At 57.0% G+C, this 20,041-nt stretch carries 16 protein-coding genes; 4 read left to right on the forward strand and 12 right to left on the reverse strand.

Annotated elements, in window-relative coordinates:
• Positions 1–67: 67 nt before the first annotated feature.
• Together GDN47_RS12750 and GDN47_RS12755 are read left to right on the forward strand one after the other, a co-directional pair.
• Positions 68–982 (forward strand): LysR family transcriptional regulator, encoded by a 915-nt coding sequence (locus GDN47_RS12750; RefSeq protein ID WP_145631713.1) that lies wholly within the window; start codon positions 68–70, stop codon positions 980–982.
• Positions 983–2,146: 1,164 nt separating this feature from the next.
• Complete coding sequence (locus tag GDN47_RS12755; protein ID WP_173002489.1) at positions 2,147–4,018, forward strand: AAA family ATPase; 1,872 nt, start codon at positions 2,147–2,149, stop codon at positions 4,016–4,018.
• Positions 4,019–4,025: 7 nt separating this feature from the next.
• On the opposite strand, the gene GDN47_RS12760 is transcribed toward GDN47_RS12755, so the two are convergent.
• The 10 genes from GDN47_RS12760 to GDN47_RS12805 all read right to left on the reverse strand — a co-directional run bounded on the left by GDN47_RS12760 (position 4,026) and on the right by GDN47_RS12805 (position 17,551).
• On the reverse strand, positions 4,026–4,256 hold the full coding sequence (locus GDN47_RS12760) for a helix-turn-helix transcriptional regulator (RefSeq protein WP_233789907.1): 231 nt from the start codon (positions 4,254–4,256) through the stop codon (positions 4,026–4,028).
• A 276-nt stretch (positions 4,257–4,532) separates the two neighbouring features.
• Positions 4,533–5,024 (reverse strand): hypothetical protein, encoded by a 492-nt coding sequence (locus GDN47_RS12765; protein WP_152093497.1) that lies wholly within the window; start codon positions 5,022–5,024, stop codon positions 4,533–4,535.
• Positions 5,015–5,479, reverse strand: a complete 465-nt coding sequence (locus tag GDN47_RS12770) for a very short patch repair endonuclease (RefSeq protein WP_267904821.1) — start codon at positions 5,477–5,479, stop codon at positions 5,015–5,017. The genes GDN47_RS12765 and GDN47_RS12770 overlap by 10 nt, the downstream gene beginning before the upstream one ends.
• The gene (locus GDN47_RS12775) at positions 5,476–6,036 is read right to left on the reverse strand and encodes a hypothetical protein (RefSeq protein ID WP_233789908.1); all 561 of its coding nucleotides are present in this window, start codon (positions 6,034–6,036) and stop codon (positions 5,476–5,478) included. The genes GDN47_RS12770 and GDN47_RS12775 overlap by 4 nt, the downstream gene beginning before the upstream one ends.
• Positions 6,033–7,541: a DNA cytosine methyltransferase gene (locus GDN47_RS12780; RefSeq protein ID WP_152093499.1), complete on the reverse strand. Its 1,509-nt coding sequence runs from the start codon at positions 7,539–7,541 to the stop codon at positions 6,033–6,035. The genes GDN47_RS12775 and GDN47_RS12780 overlap by 4 nt, the downstream gene beginning before the upstream one ends.
• Before the next feature lie 82 nt (positions 7,542–7,623).
• On the reverse strand, positions 7,624–9,363 hold the full coding sequence (locus GDN47_RS12785; protein ID WP_152093500.1) for a nuclease-related domain-containing DEAD/DEAH box helicase: 1,740 nt from the start codon (positions 9,361–9,363) through the stop codon (positions 7,624–7,626).
• Complete coding sequence (gene drmB, locus GDN47_RS12790) at positions 9,351–11,246, reverse strand: MrfA Zn-binding domain-containing protein (protein ID WP_152093501.1); 1,896 nt, start codon at positions 11,244–11,246, stop codon at positions 9,351–9,353. Before drmB ends, GDN47_RS12785 begins: the two co-directional genes overlap by 13 nt.
• A 1-nt stretch (position 11,247) precedes the next feature.
• A complete protein-coding gene (locus GDN47_RS12795; RefSeq protein ID WP_152093502.1) occupies positions 11,248–14,445 on the reverse strand; it encodes a helicase-related protein in 3,198 nt (1,065 codons plus the stop codon).
• On the reverse strand, positions 14,445–16,454 hold the full coding sequence (locus tag GDN47_RS12800; RefSeq protein WP_210386766.1) for a UvrD-helicase domain-containing protein: 2,010 nt from the start codon (positions 16,452–16,454) through the stop codon (positions 14,445–14,447). Before GDN47_RS12800 ends, GDN47_RS12795 begins: the two co-directional genes overlap by 1 nt.
• 632 nt (positions 16,455–17,086) lie before the next feature.
• Entirely contained in the window at positions 17,087–17,551 is a 465-nt protein-coding gene (locus tag GDN47_RS12805) for a hypothetical protein (RefSeq protein WP_152093504.1), read from the reverse strand.
• On the opposite strand from GDN47_RS12805, the gene GDN47_RS12810 reads away from it, so the two are divergent.
• A complete protein-coding gene (locus GDN47_RS12810; protein WP_152093505.1) occupies positions 17,550–17,939 on the forward strand; it encodes a hypothetical protein in 390 nt (129 codons plus the stop codon). The genes GDN47_RS12805 and GDN47_RS12810 overlap by 2 nt on opposite strands.
• Before the next feature lie 341 nt (positions 17,940–18,280).
• Here GDN47_RS12810 and GDN47_RS12815 read toward each other — a convergent pair whose 3' ends face one another.
• Entirely contained in the window at positions 18,281–18,487 is a 207-nt protein-coding gene (locus tag GDN47_RS12815; protein ID WP_152093506.1) for a hypothetical protein, read from the reverse strand.
• A gap of 442 nt (positions 18,488–18,929) precedes the next feature.
• On the opposite strand from GDN47_RS12815, the gene GDN47_RS12820 reads away from it, so the two are divergent.
• A complete protein-coding gene (locus GDN47_RS12820) occupies positions 18,930–19,130 on the forward strand; it encodes a hypothetical protein (RefSeq protein WP_152093507.1) in 201 nt (66 codons plus the stop codon).
• Positions 19,131–19,201: 71 nt separating this feature from the next.
• On the opposite strand, the gene GDN47_RS12825 is transcribed toward GDN47_RS12820, so the two are convergent.
• Complete coding sequence (locus GDN47_RS12825; protein WP_152093508.1) at positions 19,202–20,038, reverse strand: hypothetical protein; 837 nt, start codon at positions 20,036–20,038, stop codon at positions 19,202–19,204.
• Between the last annotated feature and the right edge of the window lie 3 nt (positions 20,039–20,041).

Raw genomic sequence — 20,041 nt, forward strand, 5'->3', positions numbered from 1 at the left:
GGATACAGAGCCTCATTGTCGTGATAAGCCATCCATTCAGTGACAGCTTGGAAAGTAATAATTACCAATGTGGCCTGATCTCAATGCTCTCTCCGTCTTCATTCTCGTCGCTCAAGAGCGCAATTTTCGCGCCGCTGCCGATAGGCTCGGCGTCACCCGGTCGGCGGTCAGCCAGACGATCCGGCGATTGGAAGAGAACATGGGCATCGCGCTGCTGCAGCGCACAACCCGCAGCGTCAGCCTGACAGAGGCTGGCGAACGGCTTTATGCGGACATAGAGCCGGCGGTATCGGACATACGCACCGCGATGGAAAAGACGGACGCATTGCGGACGCGGCCCCGCGGTCAATTACGGCTCGCCGTTTCATCGATCGCGGAGCGATTTCTCTCCGGCGATTTTCTAGCGGGCTTTGCGGCCGCCAATCCCGAGATCCAGCTCGACATCACCGTCACGGACGAGGAATTCGACATCGTCTCGGAAGGCTATGACGCCGGCGTCCGGCTTGGTGAAGTCATCGATCAGGATATGATTGCCATACCCGTCGCCGGCAACGAGCGGCAACTGGCCGTCTGTTCGCCCGCTTATCGCGATCGATTCGGCATCCCCTTGCATCCGAAAGAACTCTCCCTGCATCGATGCATAGGCTGGCGCCCTGCGCCAAAGGCTGTCCCTTACCGCTGGGAGTTTGCGGAAGAGGGCAAGGAATTCCGGGTGGAGGTCGCACCCGAGGTGACGACGAATGACATGGGCGTGATGATCAAGCTGGCTGTCGCCGGAGCGGGAATCACATTCGGGATGGAGGAAAGCTTTCATGACTTCATCGGCAGAAACGAACTGGTGCCGATCCTGGAGGAATATTGCCCCTATTTCCCTGGTTTCTATCTCTACTATCCCAATCGACGAAACATGGCTCCGAAGCTTCGAGCGCTGATAGCGTATCTGAAGCGCTATGAGGGCTTTGCGGGCCGAAATTCCCGATAGAAACTTGCTTTAGGATTTGGCAGCGCCAAGATCGTGGGCCGTCGTCTGTAGGGTAAGATAAACGGGAAAATGGCGGGTTAAGGGGGATATAAATGCGAACCTGGAAAATGTGTGGAATATCAGCATCCTACGCAGCACGTTAAAACGAGCAGGCACCGTCGAGTCGCTATCCGCACAGATTGCATCAATGCACGAGAACGGTATTGCCCAATGCCATATTGCTGCCCAGCTTGGTATTGGCCGGAGCTCAGTCTCGCGTGCCGTAGCGCGGATTAAGAGCAGTCGGCCTCTTAGCCAGACCGATGCCAATATGACAACCGGGGTAACATCAAGATCTTGACCCCATTGCGCTCATCCGGAGCAAACGAAGCACCTGCCCAAAACTAAGTTACTACCAGCTCGCTCCATCTGGTCGGCACAGGACGGCAAGGTCGCGGGCCTGACCATAGCGTTTGTCCTAAATGAGACCAACGCGGCCACTCGTCCTCCACGAGAGTCTCCATCACCTTCTTAGCGACCGACGTCACACTGTTCGATCCGAAAACCGTAATCGGTTATGCACTCGACGGCACAGGACCTCACGTTAGGCCGCTTCAACGCCACATCCTTTTGCTTGCGCGCAGCCGGCCGCAGCCCAGTCATTCAGATTCATTGTTGACAACACCATCAGGCATGAACATTCTGCTTACAACATGAGCACCGCGCTCATGAGTCTCTAATCGATGGAGCACGAAGCTATGGTACTTCTGCGATACGGCGAACCTGAAAAAAACTCTTCGCTGCGGTCCATATCCGCCCGCGCGCGCGCATTGCGATCCCTCTCATTGGACCTTCAGTCGGTCGCAGTATCGAAGACGCTACCTTTCCTTGACGACAAGGTGGTCCCTATCGTGGAGGATTGGTATGTGGACAAGCTGACGTTACCAACACTCGTCGGTCGCATTCACTATCCGGGGCGATCGGATCCGAAGGCTTGGGGTGAATTTCGATTCACCGCTCCAATCGAATTGTTGTCGCTCGCTGGCGGATGCGCGCTCGCCACCAGTCGGTGGTACCGCCTTGGGTCACCGCTCCCGATTGCCGCCGACACCCTTGCTACCTGGAGCTACTCAGATGTGTCCTAAGCGCCGTCCGAGCCACTTTTCCCGTAGCCAAAGAGTTGTGATGGCATCTCTGAACGAGGGGGCCGCGTTCTTCATGGCCTATTCATGCCTCGCAAGAACGTTGCGATCCCAGTTTCACCTGATGAATGGCGGTCCGTCTACGGTGATCTTGCTCGTCCCCGAACTAAAGTCTCTTACCGTTCATACGAAGGCTGCAACGCTCCTTCTCAACGGACGCGATCTGAAAGGCCGGACATTTTTCGAAGAGAGCCCTGTCGTTCATGGGATCGAGTCCCAAAAGAATAAAGACAGTCGCTGGCTCGTTGAGCAACTTGCGAACTGTCCGACCATCCTGATCCTTGCCCGGAGCCTCGATTTGGTGCCGGCTGAGCTGGCGGCGATAGCGGACGCCGCGCTCAATCTTGAGCGGCCGGATGCGCGGCTGATACATGCCACACGTGCGCTCTTGAAACGCAGGCCAATCGACGACCACACGGCTAACGCCTTGGCCGGTTGCGACTTCCATGTCCTCGCACGCGCTTTATTGAAAAACCAGTTAAAGATTGACGATGTCGTCGCGTTGAGAATGCGGGTTGCTGGTGGTGCAGTCGGCGGCCATTCTCTTGATGACCTCCCCGGCTACGCATCGTTAAAGCCGTGGGCGCGGTCATTGATCGATGACCTGGCAAGAGCGCGCTCCGGCGAGATCGGATGGCAAGACGTGGATCGAGGTGTTCTGATCCACGGCCCGCCAGGAACCGGAAAGACCTTCTTTGCATCAGCGCTTGCGCGCTCGTGCGGCCTGCCGCTGGTGACCGCGTCAGTATCGAAATGGCAGTCGGCCGGTCATCTCGGGAATCTTCTTGCCGCAATGAACGCGACCTTCGAAAGCGCACGCTCCCAACAGCCGGCAATACTGTTCCTGGACGAGCTCGACTCCGTGGGCGACCGGACGAAGTTCAATGGTGAGCATGCAATCTATTCGACACAGGTGGTCAACCATCTACTTGAATGCATTGACGGCGCCGAGGGACGCGACAAGGTCATCGTCATTGCGGCGACGAACTATCCAGAGGCGATAGATCCGGCGCTTCTCCGGAGCGGGCGCATTGAACGCCATGTGCGGCTCGATCTGCCTGACGCGGACGAGCGCGCGGATATACTACGATTTCACATGGGATACTCCTCCGGTTCGGAGGAGCTGAGCTTACTGGCGACCGGCCTTGATGGATGGACGCCCGCAGATCTTGAGAAATTGGCTCGAGACGCGAAGCGATGTGCCCGAACAAGGCAGAGAGAAGCTCAAGTCCAGGACATTGCGGATGTCCTTCCTCCACTGCAGATCCTTTCAGACGAAACCGTTACGAGGACGTCGCTACATGAGGCAGGTCACGCCGTCATCGCGCTGCTGCTCTGGTCGGACATGAGGGTGGCGTTGCGCATACGAAAAAGCTACCGTCCGTCTGCGTCGTTCACGGACCTCGGCCAAGCTCAGTTCTTCCACCGACAGGCAGAGGTGCACACACGCGAATCCTTGGAAAACTCAATTTGCAGGGCGCTCGCAGGGGCGGCGGCAGAGCATCTCCTTCTGGGAGCGCATTCCGATGGTGTGGGAGGCAAAGCAGGAAGTGACATCGAGTACGCCACCCGGTTGGCGACCCAGATTGTCGCTTCCTACGGAATGGGCGAAAGCTTGTTGTTCGCGCTGGAGGACGAAACGACCGCCGGTAGCGCAGCTTGGCGTCTCCCAAGTTCCATGCGATTTGAGATCAACGGAATTCTGCGAAACCAGTTCGAGCGAGCGAAAGCGCTGCTCTCGGATCATGTCTCGGTCTTGAGGTCGCTCACAGACAGCCTCCTCGAGAAAGAAAAACTAAATGGGGAAGAAGTGGCGGAGATTTTCTTCGGATGCGGGATGACTTTCGAGCGCTGAAAGCGTATCAACGATCTGAGCGCGACATGGCAACGGCAGGCCCATGGCCGGCGGCGCCGTCAATAAAGACGACGCCCTGATTTTCGAGCGCGACCCGAACCTTCTCAATGGCCTCAACCAGGATGTTGGTTTCGCCCTTCTCGATTCGCGCAACGATCTGGCGGCTTACGCCAGCCAGAGCCGCCAGCTCGTCCTGGCTAAGTCCTGCCAAGGCGCGGGCTGCCCTAAGGGCGGTCATGATTTCCTGTGTCGAATCCATGGGCGGAGCAGGCGATAATTAGCGGGAATTGTCAACAATTAGAGCGAAGGATTCGCATAGCTTGTGAGGCTTCATGTACACGCGGACGGTGGCGTCAGCTATGTCTGCACGCGCAATATTCTCGTCAGAGAAATGGCACCTGAGCGAAGCCAAGCCGCCGCTGGATCGAAAAACGTAAAGCGATCAGAGCTGCCGGCATCGAAGGCTGCCGACGCAGTAGGAACGCTCGTCGATAGCACTTGCCTGCGCGAGCCTTCAGTACTTCCGGGCTTGCATGAGGTTCTTGGCGGACAGTCCAATGTACCAAGCATTCATCCGCTTGTCCCAGCTTCGAACCGCCAGAAAAGTTTTCCAGTCAAATTCAAAGATTGACTGGAGCTCCCATTCCGGACTGAGCTTCACCACCAACATATACTCAAAGAGCTGTCGGTCCGGGTTCACCGAGTCCGGGTAGACCGTCCCTGTCTTCTTCGCGTCCAGTACCCCCTTTATCGAGTAACGATCGCCCCGGCGCGACAGCGCGTCAACATTTGCCGTATTCACCGCAGCTTCGCTTAGGTTCGGCAACCCGGAATTCGAATTGAAAAATGCTATTGCTAATTTTTCTGCGACTTGGCCGACGTTTAAAGCCAGTCCGCGGCGTTTCATCTCTGCGTGAAGTTTTGCCCGAAGATTCAGGAGATCCATATCGTCATAGCCAGACAGATCCGGCAACACGCTGCACGCGCCTGCTTTAGCTAGTCCCATGTCCCCTCGATCTCCATGCTTTCAGTTTCCTCGTCCAAAAAGCGCTCGCACATGTCCAACACTTCACTAAGCGGCCTCTTTCTTCGCCCCTTTAAAGAACATTCCCAGACGACAAGCGTTCTCCATCCCTGCAGAGCCAACTCTTGGTACACGCGCTGATCTCGAAGAACGTTATTCTCGATTTTCTTTGACCAAAACTCGGTTCGGGTTGCGGGCATTCGAAAACGGGGACAGGAATGCCCATGCCAGAAACATCCGTGGACTAGAAGTACGGCTCGGGACTTAGAGAAAAGCAAATCCGGTCTGCCAGGAAGTCCTACGGCATGAAGTCGATATCGCCGACCTCGACTATGTAGACCACGCCTAATCAGCATCTCTGGCCCGGTGTTCGCTGAGCGTATTCTGCTCATGTTGTAGCTACGCACTTCTGGGCTGTGGACGTCAGTTGATTTCAACGCTCTGTACCGATGCCTAATGGCTGAACTACTGCAGAACGGACTGCCACGTTGGCTGGAATCGCAGGAAATAGGGCCGAGAGAGCGTCGAAACCAAGTTCTCCAAATCGGAATACCGCCACATTGTGCTGCAAAGCCCCGTCCGAGAGCATCGCCGCCAACCCCGCCTGAAGTAAGCGGTGCGAACGGCGGCCAACGAACGTCAAGAGTATAGGGTTGGAACCGTTATTGCTCCTTATCGAGCGTATGAGAGCAAAGTCTCTGCTATCCAAGTCGCTGAACTCGGGCGCCTCAAATTGTCGCCCGCCCAGTCTCCAGTTCTTACCCCCCTTGTTAATCCGACGTATTTCGCGGTTGATCACCGGTCCAAAGGTTGTGATGCAATCGAAATCACCGCCTCGCGCAGCGATTAAAACTGGATCCAACAGAAGCTGCGTGGCGGGCGTCGTCAAAGCGATCGCGCGCTGCCGGCTGGCGGTTGCTTTTCGGTGAGCAGCAAACAACCCCATATCTGAATCGGTCAATGACCGCACGATGATGATCTCTTGATCACTCAAGTTGCAATCCTCGACCGAGCCGGTTGCGCATCAACATCCAGATCGGATGCCACTCCCATGAGTTGCCGCTTAAGCGTCGAAGCGACATGCCAAGCCAAAAGTGGCGGTACAGCGTTTCCGATTTGTCTGAACGCAGGGTTCATTGTCCCGGCAAAGCGGAAACCATCTGGGAAGGATTGAAGCCTAGCAGCTTCACGGACCGATATGGGTCGAGCTTGATTGCTGTCGTAGTGTATATGGCTGTACCCGTCTTTTCCAAGGTGGGCGAGAAGCGTGCGCGCCGGCTGATTTGCCTCCATCTTCCTCCACTTGTTAGGAAACTTGCTGGCGTCATAAGGCGGGACAATCTTCGCACGAAGTGATTGCCATTCCTCCGATCCTTCAGGAATGTCGGCGCCAGCGTCCCGAAGGGCGGCTAACTGCTTCTCGAACAGCGTGAGGGCATATCGATGCGCTTCCGGGTACTGATCACCCGGTTGAAGACCGGCAAAGATCTTATAATCGCGAGGTAGATACCGAATTACGTGGTCGTACACCGCGGCTTTCCCCTCGTATTCAGGCCACTTACGCATGACTTGGACATAGCTCGAGTAAAAATTCGCATTGTATGGAACGGCTACATCGAAACCCTTCCGCCCGCGCTTCAAGACGCCCTCCCTTAGCAAGGTCATGGCATTGATTTGCGGTAGGTCCCCAATAGCGTCTTTGGTAGTGACAGCCTTATCGAGCGTGGGCGTTGGTGCAGGCGCTTCAACGTAATGGTGACGCCCGCCGCTCCCAGCTTTGGTCGACAGCAGTTTTAGCGCCACCGCTCTTGAACCGACGTATCCTTGTGGCAATTCGATCCAATTCGTGGGCGTTGGCAGCCTGACTTCGCTTGCAACGTCGCGATGCACGGCGATCAGAACCATTCGCTCACGCATTTGCGGAACGCCGTAAAATGCGGCGTTGAACAGCGAATAGCTGCAAACATAGCCCTTCGCTTCAAGAACCTCCGCAATTTCCTCAGCTAGATTGTGCCCACCATGATTGAGCATATCAGGAACATTTTCCATGACGACAGCGAGCGGGGCGAAGGCCTCGACATACCTTAGGTATTCGATATACAGGCGTGCACGGCTGTCATGCCGAAAAGCCTCCGGGTGTTCCGCAACTTCCCGAAGTTTCGACCGGCCGACCCTCGCGAAAGCTTGGCAAGGCGGACCGCCAATAAGGACATCCACCGCGAGCGAGACGTCACCCATGCTCAGGTCTTCAGCAAGCTTCAACGGTGGCGTCAAGGTGATGTCTCGCGCCAGAGCGTGGCGCCACTCTCCGCTGTGAAAGTTTTCCCCGTGCGACTGCGCGGCGCTGGCGTCGAATTCAACTGCGGCGACTACATCATAGCCGCCGCGCTTAAACCCTAAAGAAAAACCACCACACCCGGCGAACAGATCAAGGACCCGCGGAGCTTTTCCACCAGCCCGGATCCTCTGAAGCTTTTGCCTTACAGCTCGGGCATTCATGATCAATTCTTCTGTGGGGGCACCAGACAGGAAAGTGCCTTAGTGAAAACGTAAAGTTCGGAATAAGCGCCGATTTTAAGTCTCAAGAAATTCTCCCCTTCAGGCGCATGCCGAACGACTCGGCTTGGCGTTCATAAGCGCGACTCGCAGACGCAGGCAGTAAAATGTATAACAGACACCTCGCTCTGGACAGACCGGCATAGTGCAGCATCGACCAATGTTGCTGTCCTGTTTCCTCCATATCCACTGCAATTACAGTTTGCCGCTCGAGGCCCTTAAATGCATGCATTGTGGTGAAGAGGATTTCGCCAGTTCTAAACTGGCTTGCGCTGAGCGGGTCAAAGAGCCTGCGTCCGGCTATTTCCGACCTACCTGCTAGTAATGAGTTCTGCAGTTTCCTTGTTGATAGAACTGCAATGTCCTCAGGACGCACATCGGCGTCAATTAGGTCGCGTATAACTTTCTCGAGCATCCCAATGGCGCTCTCTGAGTCCGAGTAATATCTGATCTCAGCTTCAGGACCGTCTGGCGCGCCGGCAACAGCTAGATCAACGCCGGAGACAATCGACGCCTGTATGGCAACCTGACGCGTATTCCTGCAATTTTCAAACAAGTCGTCGAATGCGGGCGCCCCCTCGGAAAGACGCCCTTCGACTTGCGCCGCGACGTCTCCCCCATAAATATTCTGGTTTGGGTCAAGGAAAAAATGCCATTTGCCGCGACGCAGACCGTCCTTCAGGAGAAGATCAAGTACATCGAGGTGCTGAGGGGTAAGGATATCCTGGGCTTCGTCTACAACGAGCACATCCCAGCTACTAAAGCTCTTTTCACAAAGCGCCTCCGCAGCGATGTCCGGAAACTGAAAAGCGAAAAAGTCATCGCTTCCGTCATCCTCATTTTTCAACCGGTTCAGCAGCCCAGCGCTTGCGATAATCTCGTAATACAAGGCATGTACATGCTTGGCATCGAGTGAGCCTTCGGGCAAATCGATCGCGGCCCCAGACCTCACATGAGCGGCCAAAAGCTGATTAAAGCATAGATATAAAACTCGGTGGCCCTGGGATGCCAATTGACGACATCGATCTATGGCGATCACGGTTTTACCGGTGCCGGCACGGCCTCTCACCACTGTGCGCGGGTTTGCTGCCATGCGCCTAGAAGCACGAATCTGTTCGTTGGTTAGATGGACTAACCTAGACTCTACGCCGGTTAGATAGCTGCCGATACTTAATGCGGTTTCAAGATCGGGACGTAGGATTTGTCGCGCTTCTCGCAACTCCGCCACTGTCAAGCCCCGATAGCTCCGTCCATGTTTGCGCTGAAGGTCAGCAGACCAATATTTCTCGAGAGAGCGGATGTAGGAGGAGAGAGGTTCGCGAAAGTGACGCCGGTCGATTAGCACGTCTTGGAGAATTTCCGCCCCTGATGCGGTAAAGGTCGTATAGGGCATGACAACCCCGTATCCGAACAAAACCTGACGGAAAGCTGAGTTTGCTGAGCGCAGCCGATCACGAACTGCTCCCAGCGCCCCCATCGCTTGCGACCAAGGACTTTCCCGTTTCGAGTAACTGTTGAAATCTCCGCCGAAGCTCCAAACCCCGTCGGTGCATTCGACAGTCCCGCCCTTTACTTCGAGAGCGAAGACGCCCGAGGTCGAAAGAATTACGATATCGGCCTCACCCCATATCTTGGTGCCATGGGTCGGCAGGCCAAGAGAATGTAGGATGATCCACTCCTCAGGCAGTTCACGGCCAAGTCGTTCATAGACATGCCGTTCGCTGTTGGGGCAATCTTTCGGCACATCAGGGATCAGGACAGCCACGATACGTCCTCTGATACGCGCCCAAAGAATCCTTCGAAGGTGCTGTCAATATCTCCAACGAGAACCGCTCGATCCAGTTCTCTATTGAACTTCTCACACGCTGTTTCGGGGAGCAGCAGGCAACAATGGCACGCAGCCCCGCTCACCCGATCTCCGGACTGCCGGGGATCAGTCTCGAGACACACTGGGTCACTGCCGCACCATCCGGCGCTACGGAGGGTCCGGAAAATGATCGGCTCGAGCAACTCGGGCGCGGCAAGCCGCACCAAACCACCCAAGCTACCCTCGGAATCGGGAGATCCTGTATAGACGAGCACTCCATTCATGGCGGGAGCATCGGCAGTAGCCTCGGATATGTAAAGCCGCTCGCGAAGCGCTGACGCAGAGTAGCCGCACTCAATGCTTATCTGCCGGATAAAGGCATGGGAGAACGAGTGCACGAGAAGAAGCCTCGGCGTGACCGTGTATTCGCGGGTGTAACCCCGTTCCCGCGCTACATGGCTGCTTCGCTCCTCAAGCACTTGAGCCCTATCACGCAAGGCCGCATTATTGCCGATCCACTCATCTATCGCCTCCGTCCGAAAACGAAGGAAGATGCCTTCACCTCGAATTTCAGCGCCCGGCAGCCAATTCCTCGGTGTCTTGGACAGTGGAGAAACGAACCCATCAGATATCGCTTGAGCGACCCGTTCTGCGCTGACTGGGTATGGTTCTATACGAGAGAAACCTGCCAGCGCGCGAACTTCCCGCAGCCGAGACGCCGCGCCGACGACGTCAAACCAGCCGCGCAACGACTGAGGAGGTTCAAGGGAGTGGTTCCTGAACTGCGGAACTACCCCCCCAATTACTGGGTCCTCCCGGTCCTCAGACAGCGCGTCGTATTCTTCCGCACGTGCAAGATGTTCCGTGAGCGAGGTACTCCGGTTTTCGATTCCACGTAGCTGCCGGTAGGCTGCCAAAAGAGAATCCACTGAGACTCCGTGCTGGAGAGCGACGCCGTTCAACACAGCCGGGAGCGTGCTTTCAGGGACACCCTCCAAAAAATGGCGGATTTCTTGAACTATCAGGCTAACCGCTTCAGAAGCCGGCGGGATCGACAAGCTGGAACAAACCACACCAAAATGCACGTTTGAAGCGCCCCTCTGAAGGGTTCGCACTGATTGATCGCAGCCTTCCTCGCGGTCGTAGAGCCAGGGGCGAAACCCTGTGCAGTTAAAAGCCGACAACGCGTCTGGATTGAATGCTTCGCCGAGTGAACTCTGCGTCGCCTTACCATCAATATTGCAAGAATTGCAGGTTACGTGCAGGTCAGCAAGTGACGCCGACCGTCCGTAAGAGCCCAGGTAGAGACTTGGCGTATCACAGACACCATCAGGCCGATCTTTGTGTGCCCACCATTCCCAAGGGAAATCACTGATATGTCCGTGGCGGCAGGCTGTCACAAAGCGCACAGGCGTCGTGTAAACGGTTGCTTGATGAGCCAAACATACCAGCCTACCTCCATCTGCAGCGAGTTCGAATGGAGAACCTTGCTTGCCAATGCGGTGGCATCGAGGACATTCATGCCATTCCGGAAACCGCATGGCAGGCGCTGCACTGCGCGCCCGCACTTGGTTTGTCCCAGGAATGTCCTCTTTCACCGGCCCCATTCGAAAGTGTGAGACGCCGAGCATAGACTGGAGCCTTGGCTCACCAATGCTGAGCGAAGGAAGACCGGTGGCCCGTTCCCAATCTTCGAGTCCCATTGGCATAAAGGACCCCTTCTCAAGATCGACGATCGCGCCTATCCCAAACGTCGATGTGAGTTGAGATCTTCTAACCGCGCCGAGCGGTTCGATCGCATCGCTACCGGCAGAGATTGAGGTTCGCGTTCCTCGAGCCATATCAGGACTTTCTTATTGATCGTAACGCGAACGCGGTCGAAGGTTCGACCTCTCGCATAGAATTAGGGGTTGGCCACGCCAAACGACCTGGACGTCCACCCTCTTCGGCCGAGGCCATAAGGTGCGGACGTGTGGCACCAAACGGCGCTTTGATTTCCCAGTACAATAGATCTTGGCGTGACAGGCGTGCATCCCGGCTGCGCTGTGCCCATTCGCGAGCAATCGCGTCGAGATCTTCAGAGGTTTCGTCTCCCTCCACATGACCAGAGGACGATCGCGCTCTTTCTCGAAGCTCCTTCAAAATTTCTTGAACTATTTGCGCCGAAGGATCGAAGTGCTTCGCATCAGGATCGAAATGCATTCCTGCCGCAAGGTGACGTACGGCGCTCGCGAAAACAGCATGTAAGGCCTTGTCGCGAGCACGCGGCGCCCACGGCGTGACACTTGTTGCCTCTACACTTCGGTAAAGTGCGCCATGATAGGTCGGGAAGTGTTCAAAATGGGAGACGTCCCGTGGCCGGCCAAAATTGTAGAGTGTTAGAACCAATCCATCTAAGCCTCGACCGACACGGCTGCTTGCCTGAATATATTCGGCCGTAGATTTTGGCTGTCCATTTACGAGCATCAGCCCGAGACGAGGTACGTCGACGCCAACCGAAATCATGTTGGATGCCAAGACAGCGTCGCGAGGTTGCGGGCCAAAAGGATCTGCTGCCCCCTGAGTCAACCCGACGCCCAGTTGACCGAGGTATTCTGGCAATCCCCTAGATGGGACACGACTACTAAGTTCAATCGGGTCCGCCTCTAACACACGGCGCGCCCCTCCCACTCGACTGGCAAGGAATGTCATCTGCCTAGGAATGTCGTCTTGGAGCAACGCATGCGCCCCTCCTAGCTCCCGCAAGCTGTTGAAATAAAGCACAGCCGTCCAGTAAGGATCGAGCCTGGCGGGGTCTGCGCCCTCCTGCCGCAAAGACTCGGCGCCCTGCAACAGCGCGGCGGCTACGGCTTGAAGCGCGAACTTTGGGCTTCGACCGGCCGAGCTAAGGCCGACATACAGACGATCTGCTCCATCGTCATCTCGATACGCGAAAAAGGAATCGGAGGCGTTGAATCCCGACGGAGGAAACTGGAGGACGTCCCGATCAAACAGGGCCCGCACTTGTCGGGATGCCTGTCCAATCGTCGCAGTCGACCCGATTACCTTTGGCTTTACGCCGTCGCAGGTGCAAAGCAGATCCACGACGGCCTCATACAAACCAGCCATCGAACCGAGCGGCCCAGAAATTAGGTGTAGCTCGTCTTGGATGATCAGGCTTGGTGGGGCATTCTCGTCCAGGCCGAAAATGGTTCTCAGATCTCGCCGTCTAGGAAGCTGCGCAAACTTGTCAATCGTGCCGATCAGCAGACTCGTCGGAGCGCTGTAGATGAAATCATCTACCGTGACGATCGGAAGAGCATCACCCTTTGTCTGGCAAGAAGCGTTACTGCACCGAATGTCGATGCCCGAGGAGTCCGGCCGCATCGTGTAATTCGAAGGCCTCAACTCGCTACCGCATACGGGGCAGTTGAGTAATTGACAGGGCGTTGATCTCGGCTTTTGACCGTCGTGTTCTGCCTGCAGCGCATCACGTGCGTCCGATATACGATTGGGCGTCGCGTCACCACCAACATAAAGACCCAATGATATCGCAGCGTCTCCCATGTCTTGCCGCTCCTTTCGGATACTATCGCAAGCGCAAATGAGCGACGCGGCACGTTGAAACTGCTGAACCGTTAGCAGTCGGAGCGTGTATCGCATCAAGACATCGACACCGCCGCGGTGGCGTCTGGTGTCCGTAGTCAGACGTCGTAGGAAGATCTGGAATGCCGTAAGGCCGAGGTAAGCCTCTGTCTTACCGCCACCTGTGGGAAACCAAAGTAGATCAACAGTGGTTCGATCGTCATGTTGAGGCTCAACGAGAGACGGAATGACGAGCAAAATGTACGCAAGCTGAAATGGCCTCCAGATCAAAGGGCCTTTCCGATCGGCTTTTGCGTCGAAGCGTGCTTGGCGATCCATAGCCAGATTGGCCAGCGCAAATGCCTGCCAAGCCGCGTCCTGTTCTGAAAGGATTCGGACACCTTGTTCTATCCGACTTGCTGCGGTCCTACACCGCTCCAGGTTGGCGTCTGCAGCCGGCCTGAGTGATGTATCGACGGCATCTACCGCGTCTTCGAGTTCGTCCTTAATCCACCGGCGATATGCATCGGCAAACCGCTTTAAGGCTTCTGTGATTTCGCTCCTAGCGCTCGTTTCGGCTAACCACTCAGCGCGAAACGCGGAAGGGTATGCGCGATGAAATTCGATCAGTTCCGGGTGTCCGGATGGATCCATGCCTTTTACCGTTGCCGATGGCATCCATGAAGTTTTCACCGCAGTCAGGCGTCCTGCGACTGGCGGCGCCCAAGTGGCTGCAATGCCGTGCCCTACCGCGTACTCGAGTACGTCCTTGTAAAGCAATGCCGAAGACAGAGCGTCAGCATCAGAACCATGAGGTGGAAGCGCGGGGCGAGGCTGGATTGCCCCTTCGCCGGTTGGAGTAACTGCTTTCACCTCAAGCCCGGACTGGAACAGGCATCGCTCGTCCCGAAGGCCTTTATCGTGTTCACTAGACCTGTTGATCAAAGTCACAGTCAGTACCTGAAGTGGGCCGTTGATTCTTCTGCGTACATGAAGTTCCAGGCCGGGGTCGACTATGCTTGTTCCCTCGGAGGAGATGAACTCGTTTGTCCGCCAAATAGCAGGTTCTGTGCCAGATATCTCAACGCGATAGCCCAGCTTCAGCCGCCGCCAGTGTCGAACTGGCCGGCCGCCTTCCACAGGTTCCTGCTCAATAGGGACGTACCGGGATGTATTGAGGGTAGAAACGATGATGCGCGCGTCCACGCTTGCAGCGAAGGTCAATCCGAGTGAACAGGGCCGAACAGCCCTGTACCCAGGGACTCCGACGTCAATTTCACCGTCGTCCGAACCGGTTGCTCCATCGTCCTGGTCGTCTTCGCGTTCATCTAAATGCTGACCTTCCGGCCAAAGGATGCCGGTTAGATAGGTATCGGCTGGCGGAGGACGGATTACTTCGTCCTCATGCAGCGGGCCGACCAGCAGGCCTGCTACTCGGTCCAAAAGTTGAGCGCGGACGGAACGGTGGTTGGTCATCAACGTCTGCCTTTAAAGGTTTTGAAGTCCCCGGTTCCAAAGAGACTTATGCCTAGCCAAAGTCGGCTGCTTCGCTCAGGCTCTTCCAAGACCCGATCCCCCAGATCCGAAATAGTCCCAACCCCGGCAATTCGCAGGTTCATAATCCTGGATGGCAAGCCATATCCTTTGTCATGAAGTATATGCAGCAGATCATACGTTAACTGCTGCGAGGTGCGACCAACCCGCAATCCCGGACGTGTCACGTCTTGAAGGTGAATGTCCCAGAGGGCCTTCCCGTCTTCCCAAATTTTACAGAGCATCACCTTGTGACCCTCAAGAACTCGAGCATTTTTCAGAAGAAAATCTTGTATGGATTCGATCCCTTGCACTCCTTCATGCAAAAGGGGATCCACGAAGCTGTAGGGATCTATGTCTCCTCGAAGACCGATCTCCAGGTTTACCCAACCATTCCGCCAGAAGCATAGCCGCTGTCGCCCATTGCCGAAATCTTTATTGGTAGGGCTTCGATACAAGGTTTCGCCGGCTAGCCGGTTTAGTTTCGTGCCTGCCCTTGATAGTGCAACAAAACCGACATTCGCTTCCTCCTCCAACGAACCTTTTTCATCCAGGTCTTCGTTTGGCGCCGCGTTTAAAATGGTCACGACGTCGAATTCCATCCCCTTAGATTGATGGATCGTCGTGATGAGCACGCCTTCGTCAAATACACCTTGGTCGTCTGGAAACGCATCGGGCCATCCCAGACGGTTTCGGAGCGCGGAAAGCGCTACAGAAGCTGCATCTTCTGGCTCGCCGGATGCAAGCGCTAAGCGCTCCCAAGCGAGCTGTTCCGCTGGCAACCGTAATGCCAGCCTCGTGTCGCTCTCCCAAAGGTTATGCAGGTGAGCGTAGATACGCGAGAATTGCGTTCTCGTGACATCCGGAGATCTCACTTTTCGTAGAAGCGCACCAATCCATGCCGGCGGTAATGAAGCAAAGTTGCCGGCGTGCAGACGAACCGGCGACGATGGTCCTTCGACCTTTGTCCCCAGTACTTTCTGCATCACCCGCATGGCATCGCCGTTCGTTCGCGTCAGTATCGCATGAGTTCCAATGTCGTCTTTGCGGAAGCGCTCCGCATCGTCGAACGCTTGCGACGGTGGGAGCTGAGAAATCGCATCGCGCACACGGAGCAGCTTTTCCTCATCGGGTCGGTTGCTCAGCAAAACCGATCTTATTTCGGAAGAAAGCTCTGCGATCTCGGGCTTCGATCGAAAATTCCGTTGCAGCGTTCGGTGGTCTAATTCAGAGCCGTATGACTCCCTGACGCTGCGCCAGTATTCAGACGCACTAGCGTCGGCATCGGCTCGGCTGGCGCCAAAGCCGTAAATAGCCTGGGCGGGATCTCCCAAGATGGTGAATCCACAACCGCCCGATCCTTTTGGCGCCAGCAGCCCCAGCAAACAAAGAACCAATTCTCCCCGAATACCTGGCATATCTTGGAATTCATCGACGATGACATGACGACGTTCACCGATGAAATTGCGTACTTCGTCTCGACGAGGCCCTTTGATCAGCTCAACGAGCTCAGCAATATTTTGATCATAGCTGCGCGACAGCATTATTGAAGGAACGGCTCCCATGAGCCTCAGAATGCGAAACGTCCATGAGTCAAAAGTGCGGATCGAAACATGCCGTAGATGCTCAAGCGTGTTGGCGTTTGTCTCGGATATGAGCGAGAGCCGCCGGGTTAAGGTCCGAACTGCACTTCTGGAGAAGCTCAGGACGAATATTTGGCCTGGCGAGAGAGAAGAATTGACAAGATGACTTAAACGACGAGCGGCAAGTTCGGTTTTACCGGTGCCGGGGCCTGCCTCGACAAGGATTCGAGCAGTCGCCTCGGCCCGGATTATGTAATCTCGATTGCGCTTATCTTCTGATTGCTCAGGCTCCTGCCGGAATTCCGTCGAAGTCCGACCGGCTGTCGCGTCTGCGGCCAAAGGTATATTTGAATGTGCTGTCGATTTCATGATTCCCGCCCATTCCATTGATAGTGAAATTCGATGGAGATTCAAGATCTGGTTGCATTCCAAGTTAGAAATCAGCCGTTTGCCCCGTCGCGCGTTGCACTTTTTCAACGGTGGTATTCGCGAGCGTCCCCGGTCCGATGACGCTAGCTGAAGATCGGGCAGCGGAAGGAGCTTATCGGTGCGCCCCCATCAACCCTGCCTTCCTGAAACGCTGTCCGCAGCTCACTCCACACAGTATTCGGCCACACCCATTTCTCCGCGTGAGGTCGCCATCTGACATCTTCATCCGCGTAGATGAGATCATTTTTAAGGGACGAAAAACCTCCGCGGTTTGGCGACCGCGCCGATAGGCGACGTGCAGGAGATCGTTGAGGATGCAGTCGGCGGCAGCCCGGTCGAAGCGGCTGCGGTTCAGCGAGTGGCACAGGGCCGTCTTCAGTCGCTCGAAGTGGGCGGCGTCGCTCTGTCCTTTCTAGCCGATGGCCTTCTTCGGTTCGGCCGTTGTGATGGATTCGGTGGTCATGCTGTCTCTCCTTCATCCGTGCAACCGTTGTCTGATCTTCCGACGCGTTTTTGACGTCGGCATATCCTCAGTGTCATCCGACCTGAGACCGTCGACGATCTGCGTCCCGTCAGACGCCCCGCCAGATCAGCTCGAGCCGGAGGCCCTCGATCGAAGTCCGGTAGGATTCGACGATGGTCTTAGCGCGGGCAAGCTGCTCCTGCAGGACGCGTTCGATCCTCTTGAGCAGCGGGCCGTCGACCCGTCGGGCGCTGGCGAACAGCCGCTCGTCGACGCCAGCCGGCCACGAGGCGAGCATGCCGTTCATGCCGAGATGACAGTCGAGGATGATCGCGATGCCCGTCGCCCCGTCGAGGTCAGACGCGACGCCGTCGCCGTGATAACCGACGAAGACCTGCTCCGCGGCCATCCTGCCCATATGGACGGCGATGTTGTCGAGGTAGAACTGCTTTCCGTTGTTGGCGAGTTCTCTGCTTTCGAGCACGGCGCCGCCCAGGATCTGACGCTCCAGCGAGGACGACGCCCTGCTCTCGATGGAGACGCGCCAGACCCGTGGCGACCGTGACGACGGCATGGCCGAGTTTGTGCGTCGCGAGTGCCCAGCGGAACTTCTCCGAGAGCTGAACGCGGCACGGAAGACTTCCCATGGTGTCCGCGACGGTGACCTTCCTCCGATCGCGGCGGGCCAGCCGGACGATCCGGGAGATGTCCGCCCCGGTCAGGCTGGAGCTGTCCTTGGCGAACCGCGAAAAGCCTTCGTCGGAGAGGTCGCCGCGAAGATCGTGGCAAAGGATTCCGACACGTGCATGGGCGTCCTGGAGCGGCAGTTGGACATGGTTTTCCAGCCTGCCGGGCCGAAGTATTGCCGGATCGGTGACCGCCCGGTTGTTGCAGGCGCCGGCGACCACCACGCCTTTCCTGTCGACCATCCCGTCGAGGCATTTCAAGGAAGGAGTCGATGACCTGCCGGACGTAGCTCCTGTTATGGCCGCAGTCGCTCTCGTGGTCGGCGAATCCATCGATCTCGTAGATGAACAGGATCGCGGGCGCTGTCTTCTGAGCGTGCTCGAACGCCTTAAACATCGCCCGCTGCATGTCGCCCAGATGGCCTTTCGCCCGCCGACGTCGCTCCACCGGATGCGGCCGTCCTTCCAGTCGTTCAGGTCCTGCTTCAACTGCAGCCCCACTCGCGGGCCTCGCCGTAGCCGCTCATGGACTCAAGGCGAAGCTCCACATCTTCGACGTCTCTCCGCGCAGGCGGCTGTTTCCTGACGCCGCGTGGCGGATCGGGGCGCACTACGAGCTAAGCCAGTATGCGGCCGACGCAGCGCCCCGGACGCACGACGGCCCTCTGCATGTCCTCGTCGAGGAGCAGAAAGATTTCCGCCGGATGGTCAGTCGGGCGACCGCCGTAGATCGAATGGAAGATACCTTTCATCTGGCCGATGGTGGGCGGCTTCATGTTAACGATGACGTCGGCGGCGAGCCGGGCGGGCACAGTGACAGACACCTCGTCCGTAAGAGGAGGACGACTTGTTCTCGTCGAGCCCCCCCCGCGATCTCCTTCGCCGAGTTCAGCGGCCTCTTCGGGGCGAAGTCAACGATGGCGGCCGGCCGTCGGCGAAGACTGGGCATGTCCTTGCTTTGGCCGGGGCAAGCGCGCCGTCTTGCGCATGAGTTCGAAGAAGCAGTGGAGGCAACATCCGCACCCTCTACCAGTTCGAAGACCTCTTGGACGAAGATGAGATCGCCCTGCGCGAGCGGCTGCTTCCCGGTCTCGAGAACGGGTTCCACGTCGTTTGGCGCCGGGTGGTGGAAGTCTGCTCGGACTGCGCAGAGATCGGCCCTCGTCTCCAGCAGGAGCGTCGCGACGTCGGGGAGGCCCGCCTTACGTTACAGAAATGAAGTCCGTCCTGAAGGAAGCGGGCGATCATCGGCGACACGAGATCGACATGGACGAGGCGAAGAGGCTTTCGCGTGGGAACGGCCGGTATCTGGCCGCGTCGCAGGCACTGGAGGCCCTCGAGAGCTTGAAGGCGAACTTCCGGTCGAGGATCGATCACGCGCGGCGGAACCCGCGGTTCAGGCGCGACATCTACGTCGACCTCCACTTTCTGCTGCGGGTTGAGCATAGGATGGAGGACGAGCAGTAGCGGAAGGACGTCATCCGGAAAATCGCGGAGCTGTCGGCGTCCGCCGATGTCTGCGAAGCCGGGTCGGGAAGCTAGCCTTTCGATAGGAAGTCCAAGTCGACGGCCCAGCTTTCCTGGTACTCGCGCCCCGACATTTCGTCCAGCGTCTGGACGACGAAGAAGTCTTCCTCGCGGCCGAAGTCTTCATCCGGCCATGCGAACTTGGGATGGTCGGCCACTTTCTTCAGTTCGTCGAGGACGGCCCTTCGGCCGACCGCCTTGATCTTCTCTGGATCCACAACCACGTGGAACGCGACGAGAGCGCCCTTGGTGTCGAAATTGGGTGCGGCCCGGAGCCGGAACTGACTGATGGCGCGGTAGACCTGCCCGGCCTCCGAGTTCACGTCGTGCTTCTCCTTAGCGCGGTTGCGGAGATGCCTCAGCGGGCCGTTGCTGATCAACGTCGGGAAGGCAAACCGCCCGAAGCGGCGCTCCAAGGATTCGCTAAAGATGGAGCGCGTGAAGTCGGTCTTGAATCCGTCGTGTCGATCAAGCTGCAGGAGGGCCTTCTTGTGAAGGCTGGCGGAGCGCCCGAGGTCGACGACGTGCATGTCGTCGACCGGAAGCTCGAGTCCTGCAGCGGCAGGAGTCATGCCTTTGTCGACCTCCGCCTTAAGACCAGGCGTCGCGACCACGATCGGGCAGACGGTGACGAACTCCTTGCCGGGGCCGACGTTGACGATGTCGCACGTCTGCGAGATTACCACCCAGCCTTCGACCGCATGAAGGTCCTGGTCGAGGTCCTCCTTGCTCCAGTCCGTGATAACCGGAAAGACGCGGCAGTCGAGCGCAAAGTCTCCCTGCCGCCACTTCTCGAGGTCCTCCAGCTCCTTGCTGGTGAAGGCATCAGCCTCCTGTCCGTCCGCCATGCC

Origin of the sequence: Martinezella dioscoreae, from assembly GCF_009176305.1 — a bacterium.
GTDB lineage: Bacteria > Pseudomonadota > Alphaproteobacteria > Rhizobiales > Rhizobiaceae > Rhizobium > Rhizobium dioscoreae.